Source organism: Mesonia sp. K4-1 (genome assembly GCF_008017825.1).
GTDB lineage: Bacteria > Bacteroidota > Bacteroidia > Flavobacteriales > Flavobacteriaceae > Mesonia.
Window position 1 is genome coordinate 485,387 of record NZ_VRLS01000012.1, and the last position, 14,712, is coordinate 500,098.

Here is a 14,712-nt window from a genome sequence, read left to right on the forward strand (position 1 = left end):
TCCTCAAAAATACCATTTTGTTACATAAAAAAGGAGGAATTCTAAAAACTTCCTGTAAGCTAATCCACATATTTACAGAAATTAACATGATGTTGTAAATTATATTCATCATTTTTTTAGAAATTTATAGTACAAATAAAATTTATTATGAAAAATCAAACTATTTCAATACGTTACGGACTTTTAATTGCAGCAGCATTAATTATCTATTTCTTACTTCTATCCTTATTAGGATTACATACCGAACCTATCTATAGTTTGTTTAATGGGGTGATCACAGGAGCAGGGATTTATTTGTGTATTAAGAATTATCAAGCATATAAAGGGGTGAAGTTTAAATATCAAAAAGGATTTATGGCGGGAATCATTTCTGGATTTCTAGCGACTTTTGTTTTTACTTTATTTTTTGGTATTTATGCTACAAATTTTGATGCTAATTTTATTACTGAAATTTTAGAAGGTTGGCAAAATGATAATAATACCAGTATAGCGATGCTCTTATTTGTAGTAACCACTATGGGGTTTGCTACATCATTAGTGCTTACGTTGGCTTTTATGCAATTATTTAAAAGTAGTTGGAATACCAAGCGGGCTCAAAAAGATCTAGCATCATAATCGTGTTTTCATTTTTAGTGTCTAATTTTGTGGAAAATAGACTTGTGCGTTAAGAAAAATAGATTTATATTTGCAACCGTTTTAAACAAATTTAATAAGTTACGCTATGTACGCAATTGTAGAGATAGCAGGGCAGCAATTTAAAGTTGCAAAAGACCAAAAGGTTTTTGTTCACCGTTTAGCAGGAGAAGAAGGAGATTCAGTTTCTTTCGATAAAGTTCTTTTAGCTGGTAACGGAAATGACATTACTTTAGGCGCCCCGGCTATAAAAGGAGCTCTTGTTGGAGCTAAGATTACACGTCACCTTAAAGGAGATAAAGTAATCGTATTTAAAAAGAAAAGACGTAAAGGTTACCGTGTAAAAAATGGTCACCGTCAATCTTTAACTGAAATCGTTATTGAAGATATTTCTTTTGATGGAGCTAGTAAAAAAGCTACTAAAAAGAACGAATCTAGTAAAGATGAATCTCAAGACTTAAACAAGCACACTGTTGCTGAATTAAGAGAGATGGCTAAAGATAAAGGAGTAGAGGGTTATTCTTCTATGAAAAAAGCAGAACTAGTTGAAGCTTTAAGTTAATTATTAATTTACGAAAAACCTAAAATAAGATGGCTCACAAAAAAGGAGTTGGTAGTTCTAAAAACGGTAGAGAATCAGAATCGAAACGTTTAGGCGTTAAGATTTTTGGTGGTCAAGCTGCCATTGCAGGAAATATCATCGTAAGACAAAGAGGTACTGCGCACAATCCTGGTGAAAATGTGTATGCAGGAAAAGATCACACTTTACATGCTAAAGTTGACGGTCTAGTAAAATTTACGAAAAAAGGAAATAACAAATCATACGTTTCTATTGAACCGTTTGAGGCTTAGTATTTTCTTCTGAAAATAAAAAACCCTTCAGTTTTATAACTGAAGGGTTTTTTTATATCTCAAACTAAAAAAAGCCTCTCAAATATATTGAGAGGCTTTTTCTTTTAGTGCTAAGGAAATTTAATACCTGTAATATTCAGGTTTAAATGGTCCTTTTACTTCTACACCAATATATTCTGCTTGTTCTTGAGATAAATCTGTAAGTTCTACTCCAATACGTTCTAAGTGTAATTTAGCTACCTTTTCATCTAAATGTTTAGGTAACATATAAACTTCATTTTTGTACTGATCGGTATTTTTCCAAAGCTCAATTTGCGCTAGAGTTTGGTTGGTAAATGAATTACTCATTACAAAACTAGGGTGACCTGTAGCACAACCTAGGTTTACTAACCTTCCTTCTGCAAGTAGAATAATATCTTTTCCGTTAACGGTATATTTATCAACTTGAGGTTTAATTTCGTCTTTAGTATCACCAAAATTGTCATTTAACCAAGCGACAGCAATTTCATTATCAAAATGGCCAATATTACAAACGATGGTTTTGTCTTTCATCGCTTCAAAATGTTCACCTCTTACAATGTCTTTATTTCCAGTAGTGGTAATAACGATATCGGCTTTAGGTAAAACAGTTTCTAATTTTTTAACTTCAAATCCGTCCATTGCAGCTTGTAAAGCACAAATAGGATCAATTTCGGTAACCGTTACAATAGATCCAGCTCCTTTAAAAGAAGCGGCAGTTCCTTTACCAACATCTCCGTATCCACAAACAACTACACGTTTTCCAGCAAGCATAACATCGGTAGCACGACGAATAGCATCTACAGCACTTTCACGACATCCATACTTGTTATCAAATTTAGATTTAGTAACAGAATCGTTTACATTAATAGCTGGCATAGGAAGCGTCCCGTTTTTCATTCGCTCATATAAACGGTGAACTCCAGTAGTAGTTTCTTCAGAAAGACCTTTAATATCTTTTGCCAATTCCGGGTAACGGTCTAACACCATATTGGTTAAATCTCCACCATCATCTAAAATCATATTTAATGGCTTACGATCTTCTCCAAAAAATAATGTTTGTTCAATACACCAGTCGAATTCCTCTTCTGTCATCCCTTTCCAAGCATAAACAGCAACACCGCTATCTGCAATGGCAGCAGCAGCTTGATCTTGTGTAGAGAAGATGTTACAAGAACTCCAAGTTACTTCTGCTCCTAAAGCGGTGAGCGTTTCAATTAAAACTGCAGTCTGTATAGTCATATGTAAACACCCAGCAATTCTAGCTCCCTTTAAAGGTTGCTCATCTTTATATTCTTCACGTAAAGACATTAATCCTGGCATTTCTGCTTCAGCAAGCTCTATTTCTTTTCTACCCCAAGCAGCTAAAGAAATATCTTTAACTTTATGTGGTGTGTATGTTATTGTTTTCGTACTCATATTCTTATATTTGTTATTAAGCAATTTTATGCCACAAAAATACATAATATCTACTTAAATTCATGGCTCTTTACAAAACAATAACAGTTGACGAAGGTACTAAAGTTCTCATTTGGAAGATAGAAGAAAGTTTTGAATGGCTTTGTGATGGAATCCAATTGACTTCGCATTGCCAAAATCGAGTAGATAGCATGAAAAGTGACCTCCATCGAAGAGGCTTTATGAGTATTAGACATCTGTTAGCTGAGGAGGGTTATGTAGATGAGGATTTATTTTATGATGATAATGGTAAACCACACCTTAAGGATGGTAAACATATTTCAATTACACATTCTTTTACGTTTTCTGGAATAATCATTAGCGATAAACCAATAGGTATTGATATAGAGAAACAGCGTGAGAAAATCATGAAAATCGCTCATAAGTTTACACCACTTAAAGAATACCATACCTTAGCAAATGATGAAGCTATAATAAGAAAACTGACTATTGTTTGGGGTGCCAAAGAATCTATATATAAGTATATGAGTATTCCGGGATTGTTATTTTTACACCATATCTACGTAGAAGATTTTGATTTTGATATGATGACAACTACCGCAAATGTAAATTACCAAGGAAAGGAAGAGAAATTCAACATTCACTATTTAGAGTTTGAAGGTTTTACTTGCGCTTACGCTCTACCCAAATAAATTTGGTTCTTATGAGTTTAGCTTCAGGCATTTTGTATCAAGAAATCTTAGATACACCACGTAATTTCGCCATTCTTATTGACCCGGATAAAGTTGAAGTAAATGAAGTACATAGGTTAGTAAAAAACCTCCCTTCAGTAACCACACATCTTTTGGTGGGAGGAAGTACCGTAGAGAGAGGTAAATGCGAGGCTATTGTAAAAGCATTAAAAGTTTATACAAAAATTCCTATTGTATTATTTCCTGGAGATTATACCCAAGTCACTCCTGAAGCGCAAGCCATCCTATTTTTGAGTTTAGTCTCTGGAGAAAACCCCGAATATTTAATCGGTCAGCAAGTTAAATCCGCGAAAGCGATTAAGGGAAGCAAGTTAGAAGTAATTTCTACAGCTTATTTACTTATCGATGGAGGAAAAGAAACAGCTGTACAGCGGGTAAGTCAAACAAGTCCTATGTCACAATTAGATATAGATAAAATTGTATCTACCTGCTTGGCGAGTGAGTTAGCTGGAAAGAAAATCATTTATTTAGAAGCCGGAAGCGGAGCTCTTTTTTCGGTTAAACCGGAAATAATTAAAGCCGTTAAAAAGGAAGTGAGTATTCCTATTATTGTGGGAGGAGGCTTAAGAACAGAATCTCAAATAGAAATGTGTTATGAGGCTGGTGCCAATATGGTAGTGGTAGGAACTGCATTTGAAGAGCAAATGAAAAATATGGTTGATGTCACTTCAAGGAGCGTTACTAATCTCGCTAATTCTTAATCAATAGAAAAAAGAAAACTTATTTTAAAAAGTAATTAATGGATGATTAAAAATATTAAAAACTACTAATGAGTACCATTTTTGATTGGCTTTTTTCGCAATATGAAGGGATAGATATACATCTCATCGTTTTAGAACTGTTTGGAGTTTTTTTTGGAGTACTAAGTGTTTTATATTCTAAAAACAATAAAATTCTAGTATACCCAACAGGGATCATAAGTACCTTGTTATATGTCTACATTCTATATGTATATGGATTATTGGGGGATATGCTTATAAATGTGTACTATTTTACTATGAGTGTGTATGGGTGGTATATTTGGACTAGAAAAACAGATGGCACACACGTGACTCCTGTCACTACAGTAACTAAAAAAGAAAATAAGATTATAGCGATCATTTTTATAGCTACCATGCTTTTTATTACATTGGTGTATGAATTGTTTAATAAATGGCAAGGATGGTCTTCTTACGTAGATATTATTACTACGGCTTTCTTTTTTTCGGGTATGTGGCTTATGGCTAAAAAGAAAATTGAATATTGGATTTACTTAATGATAGGAAATATTATTTCGGTTCCGCTTTACTTTTATAAGGGACTAACATTTAGTGCATTTTTATATATTTTCTTAATTATTGTTGCCATTATTGGGTTCTATTCTTGGAAAAAACTTTTATATAAAAAAGTCGTTACCATTTAAAATATATTCAAAGTAGAGAAGGTTTTTAACCTAGATTAAACGCGATACTTGAAAATCATAAAATAATTTATATTTGCTTGTCTTTATAGAAAAGTGCCTTATCACAAAATCTATAAAAGATTGGAACGGATAGAAATTTCATAAGAAGAAAAATTTAGCAGAGGAATATGAAAGATATTAGTTGGAGTAAAGAAGATTTTTTGCAGATAGAAGCAAAAGGGATAAATGAAGAACAGTTAGAACTACAATTAAAGCAATTTGTAGAAGGAATCCCTTATGAAAATTTAATAGCACCAGCAAGTATAGATAATGGTATTGTTAAACTCGAGAAAGATCAGAAAAAAAACTGGATAGAGAAATTTGAAAATTCTTTTGCAAAGAAATTGAAATTTGTTCCTGCAAGTGGAGCTGCAACTCGCATGTTTAAAAATCTATTTTTCTTTTTAGAGCAATTTGATCACGATGAGGAATCTCTAGAAGATTTTGTAAAGAGAACCGATAAAAAGGAGCTTAGAAAGTTTTTTCAGCAAGTAAAAAACCTGCCATTTTATGAAGAAGTGATAAACAGTCAGTATTTTAAAAATAATTTGACCTTAGAAGGTTTTGAAACTGCATTTTTAAAAGCCCTTTTAAGTGAAGAAAGTTTGGGTTATGGCAATTACCCTAAAGGATTAATCCCATTTCATAATTATAAGGACGAGATTTTGACCGCTTTTGAAATGCATTTCTTAGAAGCTGTAAATTATGCTAAAGATAAAAATGTAGCTCAATTGCACTTTACAGTGTCCGAAAAACATATTGAGAAATTTAAGAGGACACAATCACAGATAGAAGAAAAATATAAAGACAGCTCTTTTGTTGTTGATTATTCATTTCAATTGGCTACAACCGATACTCTGGCAGTAGATAACGATAATCAGCCTTTTAGGGAAAAAAATGGTGAATTGTTATTTAGACCAGGCGGCCATGGGGCTTTGATTGAAAATTTAAATAATGTAGATGCCGATATTATCTTTATAAAAAATATAGATAATGTTTGTGTGCACGAATTTTTAAATGAGATTGTAGATTACAAAAAAGCCCTTGGCGGAAGTTTACTAGAAATTCAAGAAAAAGTTTTTGAAACTTTAGAAAATCTAGATAAAGAAAAACCTGAAGCTATTAACGATGCTCAAAAGTTGCTGTCTCATTGTTTTCATCAAACTGCTAAAATTGAAGACTTTACGGAAGCTAAAGCGTTATTAAACAAGCCTATTCGTGTATGCGGTATGGTTAAAAATGAAGGAGCGCCTGGAGGAGGTCCTTTTTGGGTAAATGACATAGAAGGTAAAGCATCTTTGCAAATTGTAGAAAGTGCTCAAATTGATATGAGTAAGGAAGATCAAAAAGAAATTGTATCTAAATCTTCTCATTTTAATCCCGTAGATTTAGTTTGCGGAGTTAAAAATTATAAAGGGGAGAAGTTTAATTTACTAGACTTTGTAGACCCTGCTAAAGGATTTATATCAGAGAAATCTAAAAATGGAAAGACTCTAAAAGCTTTAGAACTTCCTGGTTTATGGAATGGAGCTATGGCCAATTGGAATACCATTTTCATAGAAGTTCCTTTAGTAACATTTAATCCTGTAAAATCTGTAGTTGATTTATTAAAGCCTTCACATCAACCCAATACTTAATATGTTTTCTAAAGAAAAACTTTTAAAAGAAGCAGATTTTAAAGCAGTACTCAGTGGAGGTCCTGGTGGTCAACATGCCAATAAAACAAGTACTAAAGTAGTCTTGAGTTGGGACTTAGGTAATACTCAACTTTTTACTGCCGAAGAAAGAGAAAGACTCCAGCAAAAACTTTCTTCTAAGCTTACAAAAGATTTGATTCTTCAACTTTCATCAGATCACAGTAGAAGTCAGCATAAAAATAAGGAATTGGTGATTACTAGATTTTTTAAATTAATTGAAAAGAGTCTTATAATTCCGCGAAAACGAAAAAAAACTAAACCAAGTAGAGCTTCTAAATTGAGAAGATTGGAGGGAAAAAAGAAGCAAGCTCAAAAAAAGGCTAATAGGCAAAAGCCTAAAATTTAAACTATTATTCTAAAAAGTGTGTAAAAAATCTACAGTTAACCTGTGGATTTTTTTGTTTTCTACACTCGTATTTCTTCATTAAAACAGCTGGGAAATCTTTTTAAGTGTAGCGGTCTAAAGGGGATTCAAAGGTTTTTAGCATTATTTACCATTTGGTGGCATAATATTTCTATTAGGTTAATTGAATTTGATTACGAATTATTAAAAACGCCAGAAGAAGATGAAAAGATTTATGATTAAAGTTTTAGTAGCAGGAGTTTTTACAATTACTACTGCTGGAGCACAGACTTTAGCAGATGGAAATTCAAATTCAACGGAAGAAAGCGTAGAAGAGTTCAAAAAAATAAATGCAACTAGTTTACCTGAAACTATAAAGAAAGATGTAAAAAATGATTTTACAAAAGCTGAAGTACAAGAAGCATATGTAAATGATAAAATGGAATATAAAATAATACTAAGATTAGAGGAAACAGAAGTTCCTAAAATTGTATTTGCTAATGCAAAAAGAGGACTACTAAATATAGAATAAAACTAACCAACCAAAAATTTAATTAAACAACAAAAAACTATTGAAAATGAAAAATTTAATGATGACAGCTGCCGCAGCAGCAATGATTTTTGCAACAGCAAACACGAATGCACAAAGTACTCAAGCAGAAAAAACTCTAGTGAAAACAGAGGTAGCGGTACAAGAGGGATTTCAAAAAATTGAAACTAGTAACGTGCCAGATACAGTAAAAGCTGCTGTACAAAAAGATTTTGAAGGAGCGAATATTGCTGAGGCATATATTAACAAGAAAAAAGAGTTTAAGTTAGTATTAGAATCTGAGGGAGCAGAGGCAAAAACAGTCTACGCAAACGCAAAAGGTGAATGGATTAAGCCAAGCTCGAAGATGAGTAAAATGAAAAAATAGTTAACTACCCCCAGTTAATTTATTTAGATTGAGATGAGAAAAGGGCCTTTTTAAAAAGGCCCTTTTTTTATGATAAATTTGAGCGTCCCTACAAAGCTTATTAATAAATTTGTAAAAAATACTTTTGTGCATCATATTTTAATTGTAGAAGATGATTTGGCATTTTGTAAAATGCTAGAAACCTTTTTAAAGAAAAAAGGTTACCAAGTAACGACTAGTTCTAGCAGTGAAGAGGCAATAAAGAAAATAAACTCTGAGTCTTTTCAAGTGATTCTAGCCGATGTTAGGTTGCCCGAAAAGGAAGGGACAATCTTATTAGAAACGGTAAAAGAATTACAATTAGCTACCAAAGTAATTCTAATGACAGGCTATGCTGAGGTTAGTAAAGCTGTAGAAGTCATGAAAATGGGAGCTTTTGATTATATCTCTAAGCCTATTAATCCAGAGCAGATGCTTGATTTAATTCAGAAAGCGGTTGGATCTTTATCAGAAAATGTTTCATTAAAATCTATTGAAGATCAAGAAAAACCAGTTCCTGAAACAAAAGAAGAGTTAGAAGTTAATAGTAGTTATGTGGCAGGGGTAAGTGATGCCTCTAAAAAACTGAATGATTATATTAAGTTAGTTGGACCTACAGATATGTCGGTTCTAATTATTGGTGAAAGCGGAACAGGAAAAGAATACGTAGCAAAAAATATACACGAAAAAAGCAGACGTAAAGATGAGGTTTTTATTGCAGTAGACTGTGGAGCTATTCCAAAAGAAATCGCATCAAGTGAATTTTTTGGGCACGTTAAAGGTTCTTTTACAGGAGCAATTAATGATAAAATCGGTCATTTTGAAGCAGCAAATAACGGAACACTTTTTTTAGATGAAATAGGAAATTTAAGTTATGACTTGCAAGTTCAATTACTTCGAGCTTTACAAGAGCGAAAAATAAAACCGGTAGGGAGTAGTAAAGAAATAGAAGTTGATATTCGGGTGATAGCCGCTACGAATGAAGACCTAAAAAAAGCTGTAGAACTAGGAGATTTTAGACAAGATCTTTATCATCGCCTTAATGAGTTTTCTATTCAGGTGCCAGCACTCAAACATAGAAAAGAAGACTTGCTGTTATTTGCTAATTATTTTTTAGATAAAGCCAACCGACAGTTGCAAAAAGAAAGTGTAGGCTTTTCAGAGGAAGCTTTAGAAGCTTTAAAAAATTATGATTGGCCAGGAAATCTTCGTGAATTACAAAACAGTGTTAAACGCTCGGTATTACTATCGGAGACTAAAGTTATAGAAAAGAAAGACCTGCCAGAAAACATTGTTAATCATACTTCAACAACAACTTCTTATAAGTTATTTAAAAATCAAAATGAGGAACAATTTATTCTAGATGCCTTAGAAGAAGCTGGAGGGAATAAAAGTAAAGCTGCTAGGATTTTAGATGTAGATCGTAAAACACTTTATAATAAATTAAAGCAGTATAATATTAAGCTTTAAACCTTCTTTTTAATCTCTTCCAATAGTTTTTCTAACGCAATTTTTGCTTCACTTGCCGTTTCTATAACTTCTGTAGATTTTAATCCAAATTTCTGTTGGTGCTCTAGTTTTTCAAATAATTGAGCTACTTTTTCGGCTTTCAACTGTCTTAACATAGGTAAAACCTTATGTGCGATTGCTGCAATTCTTTGAGTATTCGCTTCCGCGGAAGCATAATCTAGTGCTATTAAATTTTCTTGAGAACTTTCTATAAAACTGCTTAAAATTATTTTTAAAGAATCTTGATCTCCATCTGTAAACCGAAGTAATTCTGAGGTATCATAATTTTCTGAAGTCCTTCTTACAGTTTTCCTTTGTTGTTCTCGTACAATTTCTAAACCAAGAATATGAGCTATTTCTAAATAGAGCTCGTTGGTATTGAATGGTTTTATAAAATTGGTCGTAAACCCTTTTTGAAGGTATACCTCGTCGGGTAAATCGGTTTTTCCAGACAGAGAAATAACTGGCAATTTTTTAAATTTTGGAAGGGCTCTAATTTTTCTAATCAGTTCAAATCCATTCATTTTAGGCATTTGAATATCAGTAATTACCAAATCAATTTTTTCTTTTTTAATGATTTGTAAACCTTGCTGACCATCATTCGCAGTGAGAACCTTAAAACCACATTGAGATATTACTTCTTTAGTAAGGGTTTGTTGAGAGGGTTCATCGTCTATAATTAAAATGGTTTTTCCTTTAGCATTTTTGATTGAAATCTCTTCATTAATGTTCGTAGTTTGGGAAGTTGTTTCTACGGGAATTTTAATAAAAAAAGAAGTTCCTTTGTTAAGATCACTTTCTAAATGAATATTTCCTTTTAGTAATTCTACAATCTTTTTTGTGATAGCTAATCCTAAGCCAGAACCTCCATATTGCTTTTCAATATGAGCATCTGCTTGAGAAAATTCTTCAAAGATATCTTTTTGCTGTGCTTTAGAGATACCTATTCCCGTGTCACTTATTTCTATTTTTAGTTGTTTTATTTTACGTGTTGTAGATTCTAATGATGCTTTAATATGAATAGAGCCTTTCTCTGTGAATTTATAAGCATTACCTAACAAGTTGGTAAGTACTTGTTGTATTCTAAAAGGATCGCTTAAAAAAGTGGCTTCTATGCTTTCATCTAAAGTGGTGTGAATTACAAGGTCTTTCTTTAAACTGGCAGGAATCGTGGCTTGAATACTGTCTTCAATTAGGTTTTTTGGCTGAAAGGGAAGTTTTTCAATATGCATTTTACCTGCTTCTAGCTTAGAGAGATCTAACAAGTCATTTACCAAATGTAAAATGTAGGTAGATGATTTTTTTAAATGATCTAGATGATATTGCTGTTTTTCAGATAGGGATGTTTTCTTTAGCAAGTCTGTATAACCCATAATCGTGTTTAAGGGAGATCGTAAGTCGTGTGTTACAGCTGCCATGATTTGTTTTCTCCTTTTAAGTAGAAATTCCGCGTAAGCGTTACTCTTCTCTAGCTCTTCTTTATAGCGTTGGCTGCTGTTGGTGTCTTTTATAATGAGAATTACAAAAAGTAAAATAGTGAGCACACAAGCAATTCCCAAAGCTGCAATTATGGTAGAGGTTTCTTCTATAACTTCTCTAGAATCATTTACCTGCTGTACCGATTTTTGAATTTGTTCTCGTTCAATTTCAGATCTTATTTTTCTTAATTGAGAGGAGAGTTCTTGGTCATTTTTAAGAAGTTCATTTTCCTTCTCAATCACTTCTTGTTGATACTTTCTTTCTTCTACTTCTAGTTCGCTGAGTACGTTTTTTACGGTGCTAATTAATGAATCTGCCGATTGTTGCGTAAGCGTTTCTGCATTGTCTTTATCTGCATATTCTAACCACTTTACTAGTGCTTGGCGAGCCTCTGGATTGTAATCTTTAAGAAGTTCGTTATAATTATCTTCCTCAAATAAATAATTTACTTTTTGAAGGTTGTTGAGTACCCTATCATAATAATTTTCACTAGAGTTATTTTTCCTTACTTCTAACAACTCTAACAAGTTTTGCTCTTTTAAAAGCAATAAATTTTGAAGACTGTCTAATTCGTTTTTAATTTCTTCCTCTTCATAAATTTGCTTTAAATTATCAATGAGAGTAGAAATGGTGTCTAACTGCTGATTAAACTGAGGTAAATTTTCTGGTTTTTGATTTTGAATAATATCCCGACTTATAGCTTCCGCCGAATATACATTCGTTACGGCTTCACTCATGAGTAACAATTTTTGTTGATTATTGTCACTTATTTTATTGGCACCATTTAAACCGATTACCTTGCTATAAATAAACCAAATAGAAATTGCAGCAAAAGCGGTAAGAAGTAGGTAGCCAACCACTACTTTGTAGGTAATAGAACGTTTGGTATTTTTTGCCATATTCAAAAGTAAAATGCTTTCTTCAAAATCTACTTAAAATTATGGTAAATTAAAAAATAACATTAGTTTTGCAGCCAATCTCAAAGGGGTGCCTTTTTAGGCTGAGATCATACCCAATGAACCTGGGCAGGTAATGCTGCCAAGGGAAATGCAAAAGCTTGCTAGCGGCTTTTGTTGTATGCGCTCCTGAACGACTATCGTAGTCTTCAGGATTTTTTATTTAATTTAAAACCAAAGAATAATCGCCCCTTTTATTCGTAAAAAAACATTACGAATGAAAAATGTATTATTTGTGGCAGCTTTGTTGCTTGGTCTTCAAAGTTTTGCTCAGCAATCCTATCAATTAAAGGGAAAAGTAAGCCGAGAGGGTGAAGTTTTACCCAATGTAAATGTCCAGGTTGTAGGTACTGGTCAAGGTACTGTAACCAATTTGTATGGAGAGTATCAACTCACTTTACAAGAAGGAAATTATGAAATTAGCTTTACGTATGGAAACATAAAAACTATAGAAGTTAATCTTACTTCTAACCAAACTTTAGACGTTACTTTAGACAAGAGCGAAGAGGCTTTAGAAGAAGTTTTTTTATCCTCCATTAGAGTAGATGCAGATTCTCCTATTACGTTTAGCAATTTAAGCAATAAAGAGATTGAAGAACGTAATTTAGGTCAGGATATTCCTGTTTTGATGAATTATTTACCATCGGTGGTGACTACGACAGATGCAGGTAACGGAGTTGGTTACACCGGTTTGCGTGTCCGCGGAAGCGATGCAACTAGAACCAATGTAACCATTAATGGTATTCCTTATAACGATGCCGAAAGTCAGGGATCTTTTTGGGTAAATTTAGGCGATATTGCATCCTCTGTAGAAAATATTCAGTTACAGCGAGGAGTGGGAACTTCGACCAACGGAGCTGGTGCTTTTGGAGCAAGTCTTAATATTTTGACAGATCGTTATAGTGAAGAAGCTTACGCGGAAGTTTCTAATAGTTACGGTTCTTATAATACTCATAAACATACCGCTAAATTTAGTACGGGTTTATTTAATAATCATTGGGAGTTTGCAGGAAGAGCTTCTTTAATTAAAAGTGATGGTTATATAGATCGTGCAGAGTCTGAGCTAAAATCTTACTTTTTACAAGGAGCTTATGTAAATAATAACACTTTGGTAAAAGCACTTGCTTTTGGTGGAAAGGAAAGAACCTACCAAGCTTGGTATGGGATTGATGGAGATCAATTAAAAGAAGATAGAAAATATAACCCTGCAGGGGAATATACCGACGAAAACGGAAACGTAAAATATTACGATAATCAAACCGATAACTACCAACAAGACCATTATCAATTGCTATGGGATCAAAAATACGATAGAAATTGGTCTTCAAATGTAGGTTTGCATTATACTTATGGTAGAGGTTATTACGAGGAATACCAAGAAGATGCAGTATTGGGAGAATACGGTTTATCCGATTTTACAGCAAATGGAGAAGATATAACCACATCAGATTTGGTAAATAGAAGTTGGTTGGATAATCATTTCTACGGAGTTACCTTTAATGGAACTTACCAAGATGAAAAGATGGAATTTATTCTTGGAGGAGGAATTAACAAGTACGAAGGCGATCACTTTGGAGAAGTTATTTATACACGTTTTGCACAAAACAATGATCCTTATGAAGATTACTATTTTAATGTAGCCGAAAAAACAGATTTTAATATCTATGGGAAAGCTACAGTTGCTGTGATAGAAAATTTAAAAGCCTTTGGAGATTTACAATTAAGAACCATAAACTATACTACAGAAGGACCATTAGAAGAAGGAGTTGAACTTCCTGTAGATGATAGCTTTACTTTTTTCAACCCTAAAGTAGGATTAAATTATAAGCTAACTACCGCTAGTCAACTTTATGCTTCTGTAGCTGTTGCGCATCGCGAACCTACAAGAACAGATTATGAAAACGCTCTTTTTAATGGTGCCGATCAACCTGAAGAAGAAAAACTAACCGATTATGAATTAGGTTACCGTTTAAAGAGAGAGAAGTTTCAGGTGAATGCTAATTTGTACTTTATGAACTATAAAAATCAATTGGTTTTAACTGGAGAAATTGATGATGAAGGAGCAGCAGTACGTGAAAATAGCGGAGATAGTTACCGTTTAGGAATAGAGGTAGAAGCTTCAGTACAATTGTTAGAAAAATTGAGCATCCATCCTAATGTGGCTTTAAGCCGAAATAAAAACAGAGATTTCAATACTCAATTTGATGGCGAGTTACAAGATTTTGGTGATACCGATATTTCTTTCTCTCCAGAAGTAGTAGCAGGTAATAGAATAAGTTATTCTCCCATAAACGGTTTACAACTAAATTGGCTAAGCAAATTTGTTGGGGAGCAATATATGAGTAATATAGAATCGAGAGCTTCTTTATTAGAAAGCTATTTTATTAATGATTTTAATGTGCAGTACGTTTGGAAAAAAGCACCTTTATTTAAAGAAGTTGTTTTTACAGGATTAATCAACAATATATTTGATGTAGAATATGTATCTAACGGATACTACTTTTCTTATGATGACGATTTTTCAAATCCGGGTACAGTAACCACTATAGAAGGAGCAGGTTACTATCCACAAGCTACTATCAACTTTTTAGCTGGCATTACTTTAAAATTCTAAATACTTTAAAATTTCCTTATAAATTTAAAAAACGGTTTAGATTTTTCTAAGCCGTTTTTTTTAT

14 protein-coding genes and 1 riboswitch are annotated in these 14,712 nt (G+C 32.9%); of the genes, 12 read left to right on the top strand and 2 right to left on the bottom strand.

Annotated features, from left to right (window positions below):
• The first annotated feature begins 147 nt into the window (after positions 1–147).
• The 3 genes from FT986_RS03445 to rpmA all read left to right on the top strand — a co-directional run bounded on the left by FT986_RS03445 (position 148) and on the right by rpmA (position 1,485).
• Positions 148–615 (top strand): DUF4199 domain-containing protein, encoded by a 468-nt coding sequence (locus FT986_RS03445; RefSeq protein ID WP_147863847.1) that lies wholly within the window; start codon positions 148–150, stop codon positions 613–615.
• A 106-nt stretch (positions 616–721) separates the two neighbouring features.
• Positions 722–1,195, top strand: coding sequence for a 50S ribosomal protein L21 (gene rplU / locus FT986_RS03450; protein ID WP_147863848.1), 474 nt, complete (start codon positions 722–724; stop codon positions 1,193–1,195).
• Positions 1,196–1,224: 29 nt separating this feature from the next.
• On the top strand, positions 1,225–1,485 hold the full coding sequence (rpmA, locus tag FT986_RS03455) for a 50S ribosomal protein L27 (protein ID WP_111539615.1): 261 nt from the start codon (positions 1,225–1,227) through the stop codon (positions 1,483–1,485).
• 120 nt (positions 1,486–1,605) lie between these two features.
• Here the strand turns inward: rpmA and ahcY are convergent, their stop codons facing one another.
• Entirely contained in the window at positions 1,606–2,922 is a 1,317-nt protein-coding gene (ahcY, locus tag FT986_RS03460; RefSeq protein ID WP_111539614.1) for an adenosylhomocysteinase, read from the bottom strand.
• A 62-nt stretch (positions 2,923–2,984) separates the two neighbouring features.
• On the opposite strand from ahcY, the gene FT986_RS03465 reads away from it, so the two are divergent.
• From FT986_RS03465 to FT986_RS03500, 8 genes are all read left to right on the top strand, one after another.
• Positions 2,985–3,614: a 4'-phosphopantetheinyl transferase superfamily protein gene (locus FT986_RS03465; RefSeq protein WP_147863849.1), complete on the top strand. Its 630-nt coding sequence runs from the start codon at positions 2,985–2,987 to the stop codon at positions 3,612–3,614.
• A gap of 11 nt (positions 3,615–3,625) precedes the next feature.
• Positions 3,626–4,375, top strand: coding sequence for a geranylgeranylglyceryl/heptaprenylglyceryl phosphate synthase (locus FT986_RS03470; RefSeq protein WP_147863850.1), 750 nt, complete (start codon positions 3,626–3,628; stop codon positions 4,373–4,375).
• A 68-nt stretch (positions 4,376–4,443) separates the two neighbouring features.
• Positions 4,444–5,076: a nicotinamide riboside transporter PnuC gene (gene pnuC, locus FT986_RS03475; protein WP_147863851.1), complete on the top strand. Its 633-nt coding sequence runs from the start codon at positions 4,444–4,446 to the stop codon at positions 5,074–5,076.
• A 167-nt stretch (positions 5,077–5,243) separates the two neighbouring features.
• On the top strand, positions 5,244–6,752 hold the full coding sequence (locus FT986_RS03480) for a DUF4301 family protein (protein ID WP_147863852.1): 1,509 nt from the start codon (positions 5,244–5,246) through the stop codon (positions 6,750–6,752).
• A 1-nt stretch (position 6,753) separates the two neighbouring features.
• The gene (arfB, locus tag FT986_RS03485; RefSeq protein ID WP_147863853.1) at positions 6,754–7,158 is read left to right on the top strand and encodes an alternative ribosome rescue aminoacyl-tRNA hydrolase ArfB; all 405 of its coding nucleotides are present in this window, start codon (positions 6,754–6,756) and stop codon (positions 7,156–7,158) included.
• 220 nt (positions 7,159–7,378) lie between these two features.
• Positions 7,379–7,687 carry a hypothetical protein gene (locus FT986_RS03490; protein ID WP_147863854.1) on the top strand — a complete coding sequence of 103 codons (309 nt, stop codon included), beginning with the start codon at positions 7,379–7,381 and terminating at the stop codon, positions 7,685–7,687.
• 46 nt (positions 7,688–7,733) lie between these two features.
• Complete coding sequence (locus FT986_RS03495; RefSeq protein ID WP_147863855.1) at positions 7,734–8,072, top strand: hypothetical protein; 339 nt, start codon at positions 7,734–7,736, stop codon at positions 8,070–8,072.
• Between the two features lie 69 nt (positions 8,073–8,141).
• Positions 8,142–9,560, top strand: a complete 1,419-nt coding sequence (locus FT986_RS03500) for a sigma-54 dependent transcriptional regulator (protein ID WP_255505892.1) — start codon at positions 8,142–8,144, stop codon at positions 9,558–9,560.
• Here the strand turns inward: FT986_RS03500 and FT986_RS03505 are convergent.
• Complete coding sequence (locus tag FT986_RS03505; protein ID WP_147863856.1) at positions 9,557–11,977, bottom strand: response regulator; 2,421 nt, start codon at positions 11,975–11,977, stop codon at positions 9,557–9,559. The genes FT986_RS03500 and FT986_RS03505 overlap by 4 nt on opposite strands.
• 74 nt (positions 11,978–12,051) lie before the next feature.
• Positions 12,052–12,142, top strand: a riboswitch (TPP riboswitch).
• Between the two features lie 109 nt (positions 12,143–12,251).
• Between FT986_RS03505 and FT986_RS03510 the strand changes: the two genes are divergently transcribed.
• Positions 12,252–14,648, top strand: a complete 2,397-nt coding sequence (locus FT986_RS03510; RefSeq protein ID WP_147863857.1) for a TonB-dependent receptor — start codon at positions 12,252–12,254, stop codon at positions 14,646–14,648.
• Positions 14,649–14,712 lie beyond the last annotated feature (64 nt).

What these genes read in the sequence shown, in the direction of transcription:
- ahcY (WP_111539614.1), bottom strand. Translation starts at nt 2,922, where the DNA reads ATGAGTACGAAAACAATAACATACACACCACATAAAGTTAAAGATATT.
- rplU (WP_147863848.1), top strand. Translation starts at nt 722, where the DNA reads ATGTACGCAATTGTAGAGATAGCAGGGCAGCAATTTAAAGTTGCAAAA.
- FT986_RS03495 (WP_147863855.1), top strand. Translation starts at nt 7,734, where the DNA reads ATGAAAAATTTAATGATGACAGCTGCCGCAGCAGCAATGATTTTTGCA.
- FT986_RS03510 (WP_147863857.1), top strand. Translation starts at nt 12,252, where the DNA reads ATGAAAAATGTATTATTTGTGGCAGCTTTGTTGCTTGGTCTTCAAAGT.
- FT986_RS03470 (WP_147863850.1), top strand. Translation starts at nt 3,626, where the DNA reads ATGAGTTTAGCTTCAGGCATTTTGTATCAAGAAATCTTAGATACACCA.
- FT986_RS03480 (WP_147863852.1), top strand. Translation starts at nt 5,244, where the DNA reads ATGAAAGATATTAGTTGGAGTAAAGAAGATTTTTTGCAGATAGAAGCA.
- FT986_RS03490 (WP_147863854.1), top strand. Translation starts at nt 7,379, where the DNA reads ATGAAAAGATTTATGATTAAAGTTTTAGTAGCAGGAGTTTTTACAATT.
- FT986_RS03500 (WP_255505892.1), top strand. Translation starts at nt 8,142, where the DNA reads ATGATAAATTTGAGCGTCCCTACAAAGCTTATTAATAAATTTGTAAAA.
- arfB (WP_147863853.1), top strand. Translation starts at nt 6,754, where the DNA reads ATGTTTTCTAAAGAAAAACTTTTAAAAGAAGCAGATTTTAAAGCAGTA.
- FT986_RS03505 (WP_147863856.1), bottom strand. Translation starts at nt 11,977, where the DNA reads ATGGCAAAAAATACCAAACGTTCTATTACCTACAAAGTAGTGGTTGGC.
- FT986_RS03445 (WP_147863847.1), top strand. Translation starts at nt 148, where the DNA reads ATGAAAAATCAAACTATTTCAATACGTTACGGACTTTTAATTGCAGCA.
- FT986_RS03465 (WP_147863849.1), top strand. Translation starts at nt 2,985, where the DNA reads ATGGCTCTTTACAAAACAATAACAGTTGACGAAGGTACTAAAGTTCTC.
- rpmA (WP_111539615.1), top strand. Translation starts at nt 1,225, where the DNA reads ATGGCTCACAAAAAAGGAGTTGGTAGTTCTAAAAACGGTAGAGAATCA.
- pnuC (WP_147863851.1), top strand. Translation starts at nt 4,444, where the DNA reads ATGAGTACCATTTTTGATTGGCTTTTTTCGCAATATGAAGGGATAGAT.